At 71.7% G+C, this 17,425-nt stretch carries 12 protein-coding genes; 10 read left to right on the top strand and 2 right to left on the bottom strand.

Features of this window, described 5'->3' with window-relative positions; all coding sequences use genetic code 11:
• The first annotated feature begins 460 nt into the window (after positions 1-460).
• From MUY22_RS08565 to MUY22_RS08535, 7 genes are all read left to right on the top strand, one after another.
• Positions 461-2,332 (top strand): AfsR/SARP family transcriptional regulator, encoded by a 1,872-nt coding sequence (locus MUY22_RS08565; RefSeq protein WP_247058731.1) that lies wholly within the window; start codon positions 461-463, stop codon positions 2,330-2,332.
• Positions 2,333-2,472: 140 nt separating this feature from the next.
• The gene (gene asnB / locus MUY22_RS08560; protein WP_371827595.1) at positions 2,473-4,341 is read left to right on the top strand and encodes an asparagine synthase (glutamine-hydrolyzing); all 1,869 of its coding nucleotides are present in this window, start codon (positions 2,473-2,475) and stop codon (positions 4,339-4,341) included.
• A 41-nt stretch (positions 4,342-4,382) separates the two neighbouring features.
• Positions 4,383-5,594: a cytochrome P450 gene (locus tag MUY22_RS08555; protein WP_247058729.1), complete on the top strand. Its 1,212-nt coding sequence runs from the start codon at positions 4,383-4,385 to the stop codon at positions 5,592-5,594.
• A 275-nt stretch (positions 5,595-5,869) separates the two neighbouring features.
• On the top strand, positions 5,870-7,303 hold the full coding sequence (locus MUY22_RS08550; protein ID WP_247058728.1) for an MFS transporter: 1,434 nt from the start codon (positions 5,870-5,872) through the stop codon (positions 7,301-7,303).
• Positions 7,300-8,943: an FAD-dependent oxidoreductase gene (locus MUY22_RS08545; RefSeq protein ID WP_247058727.1), complete on the top strand. Its 1,644-nt coding sequence runs from the start codon at positions 7,300-7,302 to the stop codon at positions 8,941-8,943. Before MUY22_RS08550 ends, MUY22_RS08545 begins: the two co-directional genes overlap by 4 nt.
• Before the next feature lie 259 nt (positions 8,944-9,202).
• Positions 9,203-9,862 (top strand): PEP/pyruvate-binding domain-containing protein, encoded by a 660-nt coding sequence (locus MUY22_RS08540; RefSeq protein WP_247058726.1) that lies wholly within the window; start codon positions 9,203-9,205, stop codon positions 9,860-9,862.
• Entirely contained in the window at positions 9,859-10,611 is a 753-nt protein-coding gene (locus tag MUY22_RS08535; RefSeq protein WP_247058725.1) for a FadR/GntR family transcriptional regulator, read from the top strand. The genes MUY22_RS08540 and MUY22_RS08535 overlap by 4 nt, the downstream gene beginning before the upstream one ends.
• Here MUY22_RS08535 and MUY22_RS08530 read toward each other — a convergent pair.
• Positions 10,608-11,651, bottom strand: a complete 1,044-nt coding sequence (locus MUY22_RS08530) for an aminotransferase class I/II-fold pyridoxal phosphate-dependent enzyme (protein ID WP_247058724.1) — start codon at positions 11,649-11,651, stop codon at positions 10,608-10,610. The genes MUY22_RS08535 and MUY22_RS08530 overlap by 4 nt on opposite strands.
• A gap of 194 nt (positions 11,652-11,845) precedes the next feature.
• Between MUY22_RS08530 and MUY22_RS08525 the strand changes: the two genes are divergently transcribed.
• Together MUY22_RS08525 and MUY22_RS08520 are read left to right on the top strand one after the other, a co-directional pair.
• A complete protein-coding gene (locus MUY22_RS08525) occupies positions 11,846-13,429 on the top strand; it encodes a hypothetical protein (RefSeq protein WP_247058723.1) in 1,584 nt (527 codons plus the stop codon).
• The gene (locus MUY22_RS08520; RefSeq protein WP_247058722.1) at positions 13,426-14,556 is read left to right on the top strand and encodes an NAD(P)/FAD-dependent oxidoreductase; all 1,131 of its coding nucleotides are present in this window, start codon (positions 13,426-13,428) and stop codon (positions 14,554-14,556) included. Before MUY22_RS08525 ends, MUY22_RS08520 begins: the two co-directional genes overlap by 4 nt.
• 171 nt (positions 14,557-14,727) lie before the next feature.
• Here MUY22_RS08520 and MUY22_RS08515 read toward each other — a convergent pair whose 3' ends face one another.
• Positions 14,728-16,665 carry an AfsR/SARP family transcriptional regulator gene (locus MUY22_RS08515; protein WP_247058721.1) on the bottom strand — a complete coding sequence of 646 codons (1,938 nt, stop codon included), beginning with the start codon at positions 16,663-16,665 and terminating at the stop codon, positions 14,728-14,730.
• 337 nt (positions 16,666-17,002) lie between these two features.
• Here MUY22_RS08515 and MUY22_RS08510 point away from each other — a divergent pair, with 337 nt between their 5' ends.
• A complete protein-coding gene (locus MUY22_RS08510) occupies positions 17,003-17,287 on the top strand; it encodes a hypothetical protein (protein ID WP_247058720.1) in 285 nt (94 codons plus the stop codon).
• Positions 17,288-17,425: the final 138 nt, after the last annotated feature.

The following is a 17,425-nucleotide window of genomic DNA, read 5'->3' as shown; positions in this document are numbered from 1 at the left end:
GGCTTGATCATCGGGCCGGTAGTGCTCCGAACGGCGCAAAGCCGTGGCTCGAACTTGTCGGAATGTGAGCACTCGCGCCAGGTGAACCAGGCATATCCGGCTTATTGCCGGCGCGTGAATCCGGCCTTGAAGACGGCCGTTCGAGGGTTTCGACGGTGTGTCTGTTCGCGTACGCTGCGCAGCGTACGCGGGTTGACCTCGGGCAACGACGGCGGGTAACCTGCTTTCGGCACAAGTCGATCTACGAATGTGTCGCCTGGGGTGGTGGTCTATGCGGAATTCGAGTGTCCGGACGCTGTTCCGGATGCGGAAAAACTACCTGCGATGAACAACGATGTGCGGTGCGGCGGCTTGGGGGAGGTGCCGGTTCCGTACTCGCTTTCGTGGGTGATCGCAACACATTTCCGGACGTCGGGGAAACCGGGCTGACGGAATCGTCATCTGGGGGATGTTCGGCGTGTTGCTGCAATTCAAACTATTGGGTCCGTTGTGCGTGCTGTCCGACGACCGGGACATCACGCCGAGTGCGCCCAAGCTCCGGGAAATCCTCGCGCTGCTGATCGTGCGGGCCAACCAGTTCGTGTCGACGACCGATCTCGTCGACGAAGTGTGGGGTGCCGACCCGCCCCGCAGCGCCCACGTGACCGTGCAGACCTACATCCACCGGCTGCGGAAGTCGTTGTTCCCCAAGGAATCCGGGCACGAACCCGCCGGGCTGCACACGGGGTGGCACGGGTACCGGCTCGAGATCGCCGCCGAGGCCGTCGACAAGATCCAGTTCGAGCACCTGGCGCACCAGGGCAGCGCGGCGCTGGAAAGCGGCGAACCCGGGGAGGCCACCGAACTGCTGCGGCACGCGCTGCGGCTGTGGCGCGGCCCCGCGATGAGCGACGTCGAGACCGGCGAGCTGCTCAGCGCGTACGCCGTCCGGCTCGAGGAGAGCCGGCTGCGCGCGCTGGAGGGCCGGATCGAGGCGGACCTGCAGCTGGGCCGGCACCGCGGCCTGGTCAGCGAGCTCAAGGAACTGACCATGACCCAGCCCCTCCACGAGGGGTTCCACAGTCAGCTGATGCTCGCCCTGCAACGCTGCCAGCGCCGTGACGAGGCCCTCGACGTCTACCGGCGGTTCCGCGGCCGGCTCGTCGAAGAGCTCGCCCTCGAACCGTCGCCCGACCTGCAGCGGCTGCACCGCTCGCTGCTGACCGAGACCGCCGAAGCCCGCCCGGCGCCCGAGGTCGCGGCGGAGCGGGTGCAGCTCGTCGCGCCCGCGCAGCTGCCCAACGACATCGCCGACTTCACCGGACGCGCCGAGCTGATCAGCTCGGCCGTGCAGTGGCTTTCGCCGGCCGAACGCGCGGACGACGGGCTGCGGATCGTGTCGGTGATGGGCATGCCCGGCGTCGGCAAGTCGACGTTCGCGGTCCGCGTCGCGCACCGGCTGCGGTCCGCGTTCGGCGACGGGCAGTTCTACGCGAACCTCGGCGGCCCGGCCGGCGCCGGCCCGAAGGAGGTGCTCGGCCAGTTCCTGCGGTCGATCGGGTTCCCCGGCGAGCGGCTGCCCGACAGCGTCGACGAGCGCGCGACGATGTTCCGGACCTGGAGCGTCGATCGCAACGTGCTGGTCGTGCTGGACGACGTCACCTCGGACGCCGACGTCCAGCCGCTGCTGCCCGCTGGGCCGCGGTGCGCCGCCGTGGCCACCGCGTGTTCCGGCCTGCAGGGCCTGGCCGGCACCCACACCATCGACCTCGAGCCGCTGACCGGCGAGGAGAGCCTCGAGATGCTCGCCGTGATCGTCGGGCGGGACCGGGTCGCCGCCGAGCGCGACGAGGCGCGCAGCCTGGTCGCGCTGTGCGGGTACCTGCCGCTGGCGGTGCGGTGCATCGGCGCGCGGCTGCGGTCGGTGCCCGGGTGGCCGGTGCGGAACATGCGGCAGCACCTGGAGACCAGCAACCGGCCGCTGGACCTGTTGCAGTTCAACCAGCTCGACGTCCGGGCGCGGCTGGCCGGCAGCTACCGGTCGGTGCCGTCGCACGCGCAGACGGCGTTCCGGCTGCTGCCGACGCTCGGCGCGAGCTCGTTCACCGCGGCCGAGGTCGCGGTGCGGCTCGACTGCCCGCCGAAACGGGCCGAGGCGCTGCTGGCCCGGCTCGTCGGGCACGGGCTGCTGCGCATCCAGAAGGACGTGGTGGACGAGGGCCCGGTGCGGTTCGAGTTCCACCCGATCGCGCGGTGCTACGCCGAGGAGCTGCTCGGCGGCGAGGCCGACGCGACGCCGTACCTCTGGCCGATCTACATGCGAACGGTGCTCGGGTTCCGCAACCACGCCTGAGCCCCCATGCGCCCCAATGTGGCGTTGGGTGCGTCCAACGCACCCAACGCCACATCGGGGCGCTCTGGCCGGGCCGTCGAGGTGCTGTCGAGGCGGGTTCGAGCCGTGGTCGACAGGCTCGGCGGCAGCCGAACGACCAGATGGAGGCCAGCATGTGTGGTATCGCCGGTTGGGTGGACTTCGGGCGTGACCTGTCCGGGGAACGCGCCACGATCGAAGCGATGAACGAGGCCCAGAAGCACCGCGGGACCAACGCCCGCGGGGTCTGGTGCTCCCGGAACGTCGCGATCGGGCACACCAGGACGTCGGTGATCGACCTGGCCGGCGGCGTTCAGCCGATGTTCGCGGAGGAGGACGGGCGCACGATCGCCGTGCTGACGTACTCCGGGGAGGTCTTCAACTTCAAGGAGCTGCGCAGCGAGCTCGAACGGCGGGGGCACCACTTCCGCACCCGCAGCGACACCGAGGTCGTGCTGCGGTCCTACCTCGAGTGGGGCGCCGACTGCGGCAAGCACCTCGAAGGCATGTACGCCTTCGGGGTCTGGGACCTGCGCACCGAGACGATGCTGCTCGTCCGGGACCGGTTCGGCATCAAGCCGCTGTTCTACAGCCTGCAGCCCGAAGGCGTCATCTTCTCGTCCGAGCCGAAGGCGCTGCTGACGCACCCGCTGACCAAGGCGGTCGTCGGCATCGAGGGCCTGCGCGAGGTCTTCTCGACGGCGAAGCTGCCGGGCGAGGCCGTGTTCCGGGACCAGGACCAGCTGCGGCCCGGGCACACGCTCGCGATCGGCCGCAACGGCGTCGTCGACCGGACGTACTGGGAGCTCGAAGCCAAGCCGCACACCGACGACCTGGACAACACCATCTCGCACACGCGGCAGCTGCTGGAGGACATCGTCCTCGGCCAGCTGACCGCCGACGTCCCGCTGTGCACCCTGCTCTCCGGCGGCCTCGACTCCAGCGCCGTCACCGGGATCGCGGCCGGCTGGCTGAAGAAGAACGGCGAACGCGTCCGCAGCGTCACGACCACCTACGTCGGCTACAGCGAAAACTTCCAGCCGGACGACACCCGCGACACCGCGGACGGCCCGTTCGCCGACGAGGTCGCCCAGCACCACGGGGCCGAGCACATCCACCTCGTGCTCGACACGCGCGACCTGATGGACCCCGAGGTCCGGCTGGCCGCGCTCGTCGCGCAGGACATGCCGACCACGGCCGGCGACATGGACGCGTCGCACCTGCTGATGATGCGCGCGACCCGGGAACACTCGGTCGTCGCGCTGACCGGCGAGGTCGGCGACGAGGTGTTCGGCGGCTTCCGCTGGATGCACGACGACGAGCTCGTGCGCTCGGGCACGTTCCCCTGGATCGCCAACGAGAAGCGGGTGCCGGGCTGCGTCAAGGGCCAGGGCCGCGGCCTGTTCAATGACGGCTTCCTCAAGAAGCTCGACATGGACGGTTACTACCGCGACAACTACGCCCAGGCGCTGCGCGAAACCCCGCACCAGGAGGGCGAAAGCGAGTTCGAGGGCATCATGCGGAACGTCCGCTACGTCAAGCTGATGCGCTGGCTGCCGATGCTGCTGGAACGCGGTGACCGGCTGGCCGCGGCGTGCGGGCTCGAGGCGCGGCTGCCGTTCCTCGACCACCGGCTCGTCGAGTACATGTACAACGCGCCGTGGGCGTTCCAGTCGTTCGACGGCCGCGAGAAGAGCATCCTGCGCGCCGCCGTGAAGGACCTGCTGCCGGAGTCGGTGTTCGAGCGGCGCAAGGCGCCCTACCCCGTCACGCAGGACCCGGCCTACACCGAAGCGCTGCACGGGCTGCTCGCCGAGACGCTCGCCGACCCGAACGCGCCGATCCGGCCGCTGCTGGACCAGGCGTCGGTCGACGAGGTCTTCCGCCACCCCAAGGGCGTTTCGCAGGACTGGCCGAGCCGGATGAACGTCGAGATGGCGCTGCAGTTCAACACCTGGCTCACGCACTACGGCATCACCCTCGACATCTGAACCACGTCGCCCGACCCGCGATCCGCGGAAGGAGCAAGCCGATGACCCAGACCCGGCCCAAGCCCGTGCCGATGACCCGGCGGTGCCCGCTGGCCCCGCCCGACGAGTACGCGCAGCTGCGCGAGGAGACCCCGGTCAGCGAGGTGGCCCTGCCGGACGGGAACACCGGCTGGCTGGTCACCCGCTTCGAAGACGTCACGACCGTGCTGGTGCACCCCGACGTGAGCGCCCAGCGGAAGTTCCAGACCTCGGTCACGTCGGTCACCCTCAGCCCCGAGGAGTACCTGGCGTCCGGGTTCGGCGTGTCGTTCATCGGGATGGACCCGCCGGACCACACGCACTACCGCAAGCTGATGACCGGGATGTTCACCGTCAAGCGGCTGAAGTCGCTGGTGCCGCGGATCGAGAAGATCGTCGACGACCAGCTGGACGTCCTGGTCGCCGGCGGCTCGCCCGCCGACCTGATCACGGACTTCGCGACGCCGGTGCCGTCGCTGGTCATCTGCGAGCTGCTCGGGATGCCGTACGAGGACAGCAAGCTGTTCCAGGAACGCACGCACGTCATCATGAGCCTCGAGCGGACCAAGGAAGGCCTGCTCGACGCCATGACCGGGATGTCCGACGACATGCGCGCGCTGGTCCACGAGAAGCGCGCGCACCCGGACGGCCGGCTGATGAGCAACCTCATCGAAGCCGTGCCGGACGACGGCGTCCCGCTCACCGACGACGAGCTGGTGGCCATCGGGAACCTGATGATGATCGCGGGCTACGAGACCACCGCGAACATGATCGGGCTCGGCGCGCTGACGCTGCTGCACTACCGCGAGCAGTGGGAAACCCTGTGCCGGCAACCGGAACTGGCCGAGCGCGCGGTCGAGGAGATCCTGCGGTACCTCACGGTCGGGCCGTTCTGCCTGCCGCGCACGGCGAAGACGGACCTCGAGCTCGGCGGCAAGCACATCCGCGCCGGCGACCCGATCCTGCTCTCGACCGAGTCGGCGAACTGGGACCCGGCGCAGTTCGAGCATCCCGAGGCGTTCGACGTCACCCGCAAGCCCAAGCGGCACGTCGGGTTCGCCTTCGGCGCGCACCAGTGCCTCGGGCAGGAGCTGGCCCGGATGGAGATGCGGATCGCGTTCGCCAAGCTGGCGCAGCGGCTGCCGGGGTTGCGGCTGGCCGTGCCGCTGGCGGAGATCCCGATGCGCACCGACATGCAGATCTATGGCGCGCACGAGGTCCCCGTCGTCTGGTAGGTCCGTCAGGTAGGTCCCGCTGGCAGTTCCCGCGACGAAGCAGTCGCCTCCGGCCCTTGTCGCTCGCACCGGCCGCCGGCCGGTGCGAGCGGCTTTTTTGCGTCCGGGCCGAGACTCGCGCCCGTCGCACTCCGCCGCACCGACGTCACTGATTGTAGTTTCGGATGAGTCGGACAACCTCTTGATCGACTTAATCAAACAAGTAGTTGACAGTGTGAGTCGCCTCGTTGATTATGAGTGCAGACGAGAGTTCACTGTGGGAAAAGGAGTACGTCGTGGAGAAGCACCCGCTCAGGTGGTGGGCACTGGCGGTCGCGGTTCTGGCCGTCCTGGTGGACATGATCGACAACCAGATCGTGGCGGTGGCGCTGCCCACCATCCAGCGGGAGCTGGGCACGGGGGATTCCGCGCTGCAGTGGATTTCGGCCGGGTACGCGCTGGGGTTCGCGCTCACCCTGATCACCGGTGGCCGCCTCGGTGACCGGTACGGCACCAAGAAGCTGTTCCTCGCCGGCATGGTCGTGTTCACGGCCGCGTCGCTGGCCGCCGGCCTCGCCGGGCACGTCGAGGTGCTGATCGCCGCGCGGGTGGTCCAGGGTGTCGGGTCCGGGCTGATGGTGCCGCAGGTCCTGTCGTTCATCCACGCGGAGTTCGACGAGAAGGAACGCCCCAAGGCGATGACGTACTACGCCGGCGCGTTCCCGATCGGCGGGCTCGCCGGGCCGCTGCTGGGCGGCGTGCTGACCCAGGCGGACCTGTTCGGCATCGGCTGGCGCGCGATCTTCCTGATCAACCTGCCCATCGGCGTGCTCGCGCTGATCGGCGCGCTGATCGCCATGCCGAACCGGCCCGGGTTCTTCCGGCACCGCATGGACTTCAGCGGCCTGCTGCTGCTGACCGCGGGGCTCTTCGCGATCTTCTACCCGCTGGTGCAGGGTCGTGAGCTGGGCTGGCCGAAGTGGTCGATCTACCTGATGCTGGCCGCGATCCCGCTGCTCGCGATCTTCGCGCTGCACCAGCGGATCAAGGCCAAGCGCGGCGGCGAACCGCTGGTCCCGCCGGCGCTGCTGAAGTACCGCAGCCTCTCGGGCGGCCAGGCCGTCATGCTCTGCATCAACACCGCGGTCGGCGTCTTCTTCATCCTGACGCTGCACCTGCAGCTCGGGCTCGGGTTCTCGCCGCTGCAGGCCGCGCTGACGTTCGCGCCGTCGACGATCGGCATCGTCGTGGGCAACGTCCTGGGCATGCAGCTGGCCCCGAAGCTCGGGCGGGCGTTCACCGCCGGGGCGATCGTGGTGCTGCTGGCCAGCCTGGTCGCGATCGCGGTACTGGTGCAGCAGCTGGGTCACGACCTGAACGTGTGGGCGCTGCTGGCCCCGGTCATCGGCTTCGGGCTCGGCATGGGCGCGGTGCTGAACTCGCTGTTCGGCGTCTCGATGTCGGAGATCCAGATGCAGCAGGCGGGCGCCGCGTCCGGGCTGGTGAACACGACCGTCCAGCTCGGCACCGCGACCGGGATCGCGTTGTTCGGCACGGTGTTCTTCTCGCGGCTGGGCAGCGGGTTCGAGTCCGCCACGGTCAGCGCGATCGCGGTCAGCGTCGGCGTGCTGGTGCTGGCGTTGCTGTTCACGACCGCGCTGCCGGGCAAGAAGAAGAGCGCGGGCCAGGCGGCCGCCGCCGAGCACAAGGCCGGGGCCTCGGCGCGATGACCGGGCCGGGCAACCACGAGACAGCGGTGCTCATCGTGGGCGGGGGCATCACCGGCCTGTCCACGGCGCTCTTCCTCGCGAGGCTCGGGGTTCGCCCGATCCTGGTCGAACGGCATCCCTCCACGGCCCTGCTGCCCCAGGCGCGCGCGTTCAACCCGCGCTCCATGGAGATCTACCGCGCCCTGGGGCTCGCCGAGGCCATCCGGGACCGGACGTCGATCCTCACCGACATGCCCGACATGATCGGCGCGGACACCCTGGCCGGGCGGGAGTACTTCCGGTTCGACGTGCTCGCCCAGGCCCGGCCGCCGGCGTCGCTCAGCCCGGTGGGCTGGGAGATGATCGACCAGGACGAACTGGAACGGATCGTGCGTGCCCGCGCCGAAAGCAGCGGTGCGGACGTGCGGTTCGGCACCGAACTGGTCGCGCTGACCGACGCCGGCGACGGCGTCACGGCGGTCGTGCGCGATCTGGAAACCGGGGTCCACCAACGGATCCACGCCGACTACGTCGTCGCCGCCGACGGGCACCGCGCGGGGCTGCGCGAGCGGCTCGGCGTCGGCGCCGACGGGCCGGGGGTGCTCCTGGAGGTGGCGAACTTCGTGTTCGACGCCGACCTCGGGGCCGCGCTGCAGGGCCGCCGGTTCCTGCTCGCCTACCTGGACCGGCCGACGAAGGGCTCGACCCTGATCCCGCTGCGGGAGTTCGGGCGGTGGGCGCTCGCCGTGCCCTACCGGCCCGAGCTGGGCGAGAGCGTCGCCGACTTCACCCGGGAGCACTGCGTGGAGCTGGCGCGGCAGGCGATCGGCCTGCCGGACGTCGACATCCGGCTGGTGCCGTCGATGCCGGGATCGGACCGGATCGTCACGACGACCACCATCGGCGGCTGGGTCGCGCGGCGCTACCGGACCGGGCGGGTGTTCTTCGCCGGCGACGCGGCGCACGTCGTGCCGCCGTCGGGCTCCTACGGCGCGAATACCGGCATCGCCGACGCGCACAACCTCGCGTGGAAGCTCGCCGCCGTGCTCGAAGACGGCGCCGGTGACGAGCTGCTCGACACCTACGAGGACGAACGGCGGCCGGTCGCCCGGCTGACGCTCGAAAGCGCGATGCAGCTGCTCCACGACCGCCACGAAGGTGCGGGCGACAAGACGAAGACCGATGACCTGGCCATGATCTTCGGGTACCGGTACCGCTCGTCGGCGGTCCTCGCCGGGACGGCCGGCGCGGGCCGGCCCGTCGAGGACCCGCGCACGCCCAGCGGCGAACCCGGGCTGCGGGCGCCGCACGTGCGGCTGGAGCAGGGCGGCGCCAGACTGTCCACACTGGACCTGTTCACCGGGTCGTTCACGGTGCTGGCCGGGCCGGCCGGGGTCGGCTGGGTCGCGGCGGCGAAGGCGGCCGCGGCGGCGCTCGGGCTCGCGGTGGACGTCCACCGCGTGGGCTTCGAGTTCGACGACCCGGACGACCGGTGGGCCGCGGCCTACGGCGTCACCGCCGGCGGTGCGGTCCTCGTGCGGCCGGACGGGTTCGTCGCCTGGCGGGCCGGGGAGCTGCCCCGCCACCCCGAGCAGGAGCTGCGGGCCGCGCTGGCCCGGGTGCTCGCGTTGCGCGAGGAGGATCGCCGCTGCGCAGGCTGATCAGTTCGCCGGCACGCCGTCCGGGCCGTGGGGGACCATCCCCGCGGCCCGGACGGTTCGTCGGCTCAGGTCCGGTTCGGCAAGCACGTCTTGGGAGCACGAGTTGTGTGCAACGCGCGAAGGGGGACCCGCCCGGCCGTCGAATCCGCCCGGCCGGGACGAGGTGCGGTGGCTGCCGGTCACGGACGAGCGCTGCGGCGACGACGGGTTCGCGGGCCCCGCGATCGGGGCCCTGCACCGGGTCGGTGACCTGGTCCCGGTGCCGGAGACGATCGTGCTGACCGCGCCCGTCCGGCACTGGCGGGACCGGGTGCGGCAGCGGCCCGCCGACCCGTTCGCGGAGTACGCGGGGCTGGTCGAAGAGCCGGTTTCGGTGTGGGCGTGGCAGATCCGGCCGCGGCGCTCGGACCTGCCGATCGGGCCGGTGTTCAACAACCTCGGCCCCGGCACGGTGGCCGAGGCGATGCTGGAGCTGCTGGCGCTCGCCGAAGACGGCGCCCGCAAGTTCCCGCGGCTGGCGTTCGCGCTGCAGCGGTTCACCGCGGCGGAGGCGAGCGCGCACGTCCACGCGTCCCCCGACGGCGAGCGCGTCCGGGTGCAGGCGTTCCTGGGGCTCGCCGAGCAGCTGTCCGAGCCGCTGCACCCGGACCTGATCGTGCTGGCGGGCCCGGAGCTCGCCGTCCGCGAGTACCGGGTGGTGGACAAGCCGACGGCGACGGTCGCCGCGGCCGGCGGCAGCCGGACGTCGACGGTCGCCGAGCTGCGCCGGCGCGCGCCGGCGCTGCGCGTGAAGACGGTGCAGCACCTCGGTTCGCTCGCCGCCGCGGCCGCGCGGCGGCTGGATGTGCCGGTGGCCGCGGAGTTCGCCGTAACTGACGGCGAGGTGGCGCTGTTGCGGTGCCGTCCGGTGCCGCCGTGACCGGGGAGCTCGACGCCGTGTTCCGGCCGGTGCGGGCGGGCCGGGCGGTCGAGGAGACGATCGAGCGGCTGCGGCAGCTGGTGCGGCTCGGCGTCGTCGGCGCGGGCGCGCGGCTGCCGGCCGAACGGGAGCTGGCCGAGCGGCTCGCCGTCAGCCGGGTGACGCTGCGGGAAGCGTTGCGGGCGCTCGCTTCCGAGGGGTACGTCGAGTCCCGGCGGGGGCGCTACGGCGGCACGTTCGTCGTCGAGCGGCTGCCCGCGCCGGCTCGGACCGGGCGGCTCGACGCGGCCGGGCTGGACGACGTCCTGCGCCTGCGGCACGTGGTGGAGACGGGCGCGGCCGAGCTGGCGGCCGGACGGCGGCTGAGTTCGGCGGACCGGCGGCACCTGGTCACGACCTGCGCCGCGGCGGCCGCGGCAGGCCCGGCCGATCACCGGCGCCGGGACGCGCGGCTGCACCTGGCGATCGCGGAGGTCACCGCGTCCGGCTCGCTGACGACCGTGGTCGCCGACGTCCGGATGCGGCTCGCCGAGTGGCTCGACGGGATCCCGCCGGACCCGGAGCGTTCGCAGGCCCAGCACGCGGCGATCCTCGACGCGATCCTGGCGGGCGACCCACCCGCGGCCCGCGCGGCGATGGCGGCCCACGTCGAAGCGACGGCGGCCCGGCTGCGCGCGTCCCACTCACGACCGGTGGGTGAGACGGGTGCCGGGGCGGTGGTGGACACGCCCCGGCACCCGGGGTCCTAACCGGCGAGCGCCGCGGCCAGCAGCGGGAACTCGTCGTCCGTCGGGGCCGTGATGCGCAGGCCCGGGACGCGGCCCGCCTGGTCGTCGCCGAAGACGCGGACCACCACGCCCGCCCGGACCAGCTCGTCGTAGTCGCGCTGCGGGTCGTCGGAGGCGACGAACCGGTAGTGCACCGGCGCGCCCTTGACGACGCCGGGGTAGCGGCGGACCAGCAGGGCCTCCATCGCCGCCGCGTTGACGAGCAGCCGCTCGCGGGTGCGTTCGGCCCAGGCCGTCTCCCGCAGGGCCGCGATCGCCACCACCGAGTCCACATAGGACAGTGGCCAGTTGAGGCGCTGGGCGGCGACGGCCGTCCGCAGGTCCTCGTCGACCGTCCACATGGCACCCGTGCGGGCGCCGGCGATGCCGAACAGCTTGTTCGGCGACGACAACACGACCACATTGGACAGTCCGGCCCACGCCATCGACCGCCGGGTGCCGCCGCCGAGGAAGTCGACGTAGGCCTCGTCGACGATCAGCGTCGACGCCGGGTTCTCGCGGCACACCTCGGCCAGGTCACCGGGCGGGATGTGCAGGCCCAGCGGGTTGTTCGGGTTCGACAGCACGACGTAGCCGTAGCGGGCCATGCCCTCGGCGACCCGCGCGAGCCGCGTCGCGACGGTGTCGATCTCGCCGGTCGCGGGCGGCAGGTGGTTGGTGAACCAGCGGATGCTGTCGGTGTAGTCCGGCGTCACCACGGCGATCCGGTCCGCCGGCAGCAGCCGCGCCAGCACCCGGATGAACTCGGTGATCCCGCGCCCCGAGACCAGCAGTTCGGGGTCCACGGTGAGGTAGTTCGCGTAGGTGGCCCGGAACAGCGAGTCGGCTTCGTAGGGGTGGGCGCGCAGCCGCTGGACGTCCAGCTCCCGCAGCGCGACGCGGACCGCGGACGGCGGCCCGTACCGGTTCACGCAGGTGCCCAGGTCCAGGTAGGTGTCGCCGGCGAGGCCCCGGAGATCTCCGCCCTGCCTGTGGATGGCGTCGTCGGAAAGACTCTTCATCACTTCCTGCCTTCTGGTGGCGGACGTCCGGTGCCGCCTCGTCAGGGTCCGCTGACCGTGCCAGGGGGCGGTCCAGCTTGGCTCGAACCGGGCTGACGCGGCGGGAATCCAGGTCGTCGCGAGTTGCGCACGAGTGCGCGTGGTGACCATCCGGGGGTTCGCAGAACCCCCGCCGAAACCAGGAAGGACCCACGATGACCGCTGCGTGGATTCGCAGACTCGCCCTCTTCTCCGGGGTGCTGACCGTCGTCGGGCTCAGCACCCCGGCCGCACTCGCCGACACTTCGCACGCGCGGGGGACCCAGTACTACGTCGACTGCGCCGGCGGCCACGACTCGGCGTCCGGGCTCGGTGCCGGCCAGGCGTGGAAGACGCTGGCCAAGGTGAACTCCGTCGTGTTCCAGCCGGGCAGCCGGATCACGTTCAAGCGCGGGACGACGTGCGACGGCACGTTCGCGCCGAAGGGCTCCGGCACCGCGGGCCGGCCGATCACCACCGGCACCTACGGCTGGGGCGCCAAGCCGAAGATCGACGCGCACGGCGCGCTCGCCGCGGTGCTGCTGCACAACGTCGAGGGCTGGGAGGTGCGCGACCTCGACGTCAGCAACCAGGGCCCGACGCCCGGCGACAACGACGTGCGCATCGGCGTCTTCCTCCAGCTCGAGGACTTCGGCGTCGCGCACCACCTCGTCGTGTCGGGCGTCGACGTCCACGACGTCAACGGCTGCGACTGCCGCAACCCGCACACCCCCGACGTCAGCGGCGCCATCGTCGTCAAGGCCGGCGGCACGAGCAAGCCGAGCGGCTTCGACGACGTCGTCATCGAGAACAACACGCTGCGGCACGTCGACCGCCAGGGCATCGCGACGTCGTCCGACTGGGAGAAGCGTGCGCAGTACCCCGACGGCCGCGGCACGACGTACGTCCCGATCACCCGGCTGCGCATCGCGCACAACTACGGCGAGGACATCGGCGGTGACGCGGTCGGCGTCTACAACGCCACCAACGCCGTGGTCGAGTACAACACCTTCCGCGGCTGGGCCGAACGCGCGCCGTCCTACACCGCCGCGCTCAGCGCGTTCAACGCCGACGGCACGGTGTTCCGCTACAACGAGGTCTCCTACGGCCACGGCTCCGGCCCGCTGCCCTCGGCGGCGTACATGACCGAGCACGCGAACCTCGACACGGTGTTCGAGCACAACCTCAGCCGCGAGAACCAGGGCGGCATGCTGGTGGTCTGCGCCGACGCCGGCCGCCCGACGGACCGCACCACGGTCCGCTACAACATCAGCCAGAACGACTTCTCCAACGGCTACTACCCGGACTTCAACGGTGGCACCGACCCGGTCGGCGTCATCACGGTGATCTGCCTGGAGACCGGGCGCGTGCAGGTGTACGGCAACACGATCTACGCCCCGAACGCCGAGCGCCTGCTGATGAACTACACGACCGACCCGCTGGAGTTCTCCGACAACATCTTCGTCGGGCGCGCGGGCGGGTCGGCGTTCAGCGACGCGTACGGGATCTACGACCACAACCTGTACCGGAACGTCACGACCGTGCCGGCCGGGGACGCGCACGCCGTCGTCGCCGACCCGAAGTTCACCGCGCCGGGCCTGGCGGCCGACCGCCAGGACGCCACCGGCTACCGGCTGCGCGGCGGTTCGCCGGCGCTGTCGGCGGGTGCGGCCAACCCGGGCGTGCGGGACTACTTCGGTTACCCGGTCCCGCCGGTGCGCCCGAACATCGGCGCGTACGCCGGTCCCGCGGTCCGATGAGCCGGCGGGTCCTCGTCGTCGGGGCCGGGATCGGCGGGCTCTGCCTGGCGCACGGGTTGCGGCAGGCCGGCGTCGACGTCGTGGTGCACGAACGCGACGAGACGCCGGCCCCGCGGCACCGGCTGCGGATCACGCCGGACGGCGAGCGGGCGTTCCGCGCCTGCCTGCCGCCGGCGGTGCGGGACCGGTTCGTCGCGACGTCCATGCGTTACGCGAAGGGCATGGCCGCCTACGACGAACACCTGGTACAGCAGTGGGAACACCACGACGAGGACGACGGGAACCTCGACCGCGTCGACGCCGTCGACCACCGGACGCTGCGCGAGGTGCTGATGGCCGGGCTCGGCGACGTCGTCCGGTCCGGCTCGTCGTTCAGCCACCACGCGTTGACGTCGGCGGGCGGGGTGCGCGCGTACTTCCGCGACGGCACGTCCGACGCCGGTGACGTCCTGGTCGCCGCGGACGGGACGGACTCCGCGGTGCGCGCGGCGTGGCGGCCCGGCGACGAGCCCCGCGACCTCGGCGTCCGCGCGATCGTCTCGCGGATCCCGATGGCGAAGGCGATCAAGGGCGGGCTGCCGGAGTTCATGCACGACCGGTTCACCTCGGTGGTCAGCTCCGGCGGCGTCAGCTTCGGGTTGCTGCCCATGGTGTTCCGGCCGGGCGCCGACGCCGAGGACTACTACACGGCGGTGTTCAACATGCACCGCTCGCACCTCGGGATCGCCGACGACGTCCTGTTCGGGCTGCCCGGGGCCGCCCTGCGGGAGGTGCTGCTGAACCGGACCGCGGACTGGCACCCGGACCTGCACGGGGTGTTCGCGCACGCGGAGCCGGCGGAGACGCACGTGCTGGCCCTGCGGGCGACCGCGCCGGGGCCGGCGTGGGGCCAGGGCCCGGTGGTCCCGCTGGGCGACGCGGCGCACACGATGCCGCTGTCCGGCGGGGCCGGCGCGAACGTCGCGGCCCAGGACGCGGCGGCGTTGTGCCGCGTCCTGACGCTGCCGGGCTCACTGGCCGAAGGCCTGGCGGGCTACCAGGCGGACGTCACCCGCCGCGGCACGGCCGCCATCACCGAGTCGGTCCGGATGGCCCAGGCCTCGATGCGCCTGGACTGGGAGTACTGAAAGGTCCGTGAAGGCCTCCTTACCGGCTCTTATGGCCGGTAAGGAGGCCTTCACGGCTTTTGGCGCGCGCAGGGATGGCGGGCGCGCCTTCGTTGTGGGGTAACGGGTCGCGCACCGCACCGGGGGGTAGCGGTGCGGTGCGCGATCCTCTTTCACCGGGGAGGCTGGGGGTCAACCCCGGTTCGGCGCGACGGCCACCCGCCCGGCCTCGTGGCACAGGGGCTGGTAGGCGTCGCCGGTCGTGACGGCCAGTGCCGGCTGCGGCTCGGTGCGGGCCGCTCCCAGCAGCTCCGCCTCCAGGTGCAGCCGGCGGCCGATGTCGCGGAAGGTCGGCAGCATGCGGTAGTGGTGTTCCTCCGTGTGGTCGGCCGCGTGCTCGAACTCCAGCAGGTGCAGGTTCACCAGGTCGTCCAGCAGGGTCTCTGCCAGGCAGCCGTCGAGGTTCAGCACCGCCGACGCGGCCGCCAGCGACAGGCTCCCGGCGTCGGAGGTGCTCAGCGTCCGGAACGCCCACCGCACCTCCGGCGTCGCGACGCGGTAGCTGAGCGACACGCTCGAGCGCAGGTCGAACGGGTCGTCCGCGCCCGTCGCGGCCCAGTCCGCCGCCCGCCGCACCGGCCAGTGCGGGCGGTGCCGCAGCCGGGTCGCCGCCGCGTGCAGCGCCAGCGGCAGGCCGTCGCAGCGGCCGACCAGCGCGCGGGTGCCGTCCGGGTCCTGAGCGAGCCGCTCCGGGCCGACCAGCCCGCTCAGCACCCGGACGCCGTCCGCGCCGCTCAGCGGGCTCAGGCTGACCACCGTCGTCACCGACGGGTCCGACAGCTGCATCCGGCTCGCGACGACGACCGCGCACCCGCGGCCCGCGGGCAGCAGCGGCGCGAGCTGGTGGTCGTCCAGCACGTCGTCGAGCACCACCAGCACGCGCCGGTCGGCGGTCCAGGTGCGGAACTGGGTGCTGCGTTCCGCCACCGAGCCGGCGATCCGGTCACCCGGGACGCCGATCGCGCGCAGGAACCCGGCCAGCACCGTGCCCGGGTCGACCGGCTGCCCGGCGGCGTCGGCCAGGCTCGCGTGGAACTGCCCGTCCGGGAACTTCTCCCGCACGTCGTGGCCCGCGTGCACGCACAGGGCCGTCTTGCCCGATCCCGGCGGGCCGTCGACGGTGACGACCGCCGGGCCCCGCCGGTCCGGCGCCGTGACGGCGGTGACGACCGTGTGCAGCTCGCTGTCCCGGCCGACCAGCCCCGGCCCGGCGGGTGGCAGCTGACGCGGCGGTTCCGGCCGCGCCGGCTGCCGCCGGACCTGGGCCGGGACGGCGTCGAGGCTGCCGTTGGCGGCCAGCACCGCGCGGTGGACGCGCTGCAGCTCCGCGCCCGGGTCGAGGCCCAGCTCGTCGGCCAGCGCCGAGCGGGTCCGTTGGTAGACGCCCAGCGCTTCGGAACGCCGGCCGGAGCGGTAGAGCGCCAGCATCAGCTTGGCCTGGAAGCCCTCGTGCGTCGGCTGCTGCGCCGCCAGCCGGGTGAGCTCGCCCAGCACCTCCTGGTGCCGGCCGAGCTGCAGCGCGGCGTCGATGCGGTGCTCCAGGGCGTTCTTGCGCATCTCGTCGAGCCGCAGCACCTCGGCCTGCAGCACCGGCCCGGGGTTGAGGTCGACGAGCGCGGAGCCGCGCCAGAGCCGCAGCGCGCCGTCCAGCGTGTGGAAGGCCGCCTCCGCGTCCCCGGTGTCGAGCTCGGTCCAGCCCTGCGTCGCCTGGCGCTCGAAGTGGCTCGAGTCCAGGGCGTCGCGGTCCACCGCGAGCATGTAGCCGCCGGAGAGGGTGAGCAGCACGGGCTGCCCGTCGTCGCGGCGGACGCGCGCCGACGGCCGCTGCGCCGGGTCCAGCTCCAGCAGCTTCCGCAGCTGGTAGACGTAGGTCTGCAGGGTCGTCTTGACGCTGGTCGGCGGGTTCTCCTCCCAGAGTTCCTCGATGAGCTGTTCGGTCCGGACGATGTGGTTAGCGGACACGGCGAGCAGGCTGAACACGCGCTGGAGCTTCGGCGCGGACGGCGTGATGGGCACCCCGTCGCGTACGACCTCCAACGGGCCGAGAACCTTGACGCACAACATCTGCATCCTCCAAGTATCGATGCGGCGTGGTCCGCTCCCCGTCGGATGACACCGCTCCCCAGTCCCCAGGTTTGCCCACATCCCGAACCGGGTATGAACCAGTCGGGTGCGGGCTTCTGCCCACCATGGCCGGGTCCGCTGGACGAGCATTAGCAGAGCGCTGACGCCGCCTTGGGAATGTCAGCCTATCGTGCAAGGTTTTCGTAGCTCCAGGTGCATTCTAGTGACCGGCGGTCACTTTCTGCTCGAAGAGCGCACGATAGAAGGGGTGATCGGGATGCAATACTTTCGGCGAAATTCACCTGATCGGCCCGCGTCGTTCTGACCTGCGGTGACGTGGATCGTGAGCAAGGCGTACGACTTCGGCCCGCATCCGGCCGCGGATTTCCCGTCGGCCGCCGAGCGGATTTTCCCGCGATGGGAATGGCACGCGCGCGCGTATGAACGAGGGGTCGTGAATGAATTCGAGGACGCGATTGCCGCTCGACGCGAAATGGTCGCGGAGCGGTCGCTCTACTCGTTTCCCGGGACTGCTGCTACGCAATTCCGGTGGTGGCTCGCCGGCGTCCCGGTGCAGTTCACGGGGACGCGGGAAAGCGCTGTCTTCGGTTGTCCACGGTGGCCGTGAGTGGTTGCTCCGTACCGGGTGGGCGGTGTCGCCGGTGTGTCTCTCACCATAGTCAGGGACTTGCCTCACTGTGTCAACCGTCTGTTTCATTAAGTCGATCAGCCGGTTGAGGTGGTTGGGCGCATGTATAGTCGCCGG

It is taken from the genome of Amycolatopsis sp. WQ 127309 (assembly GCF_023023025.1).
GTDB lineage: Bacteria > Actinomycetota > Actinomycetes > Mycobacteriales > Pseudonocardiaceae > Amycolatopsis.
This window is presented reverse-complemented; position numbering and strand designations above follow the sequence as displayed.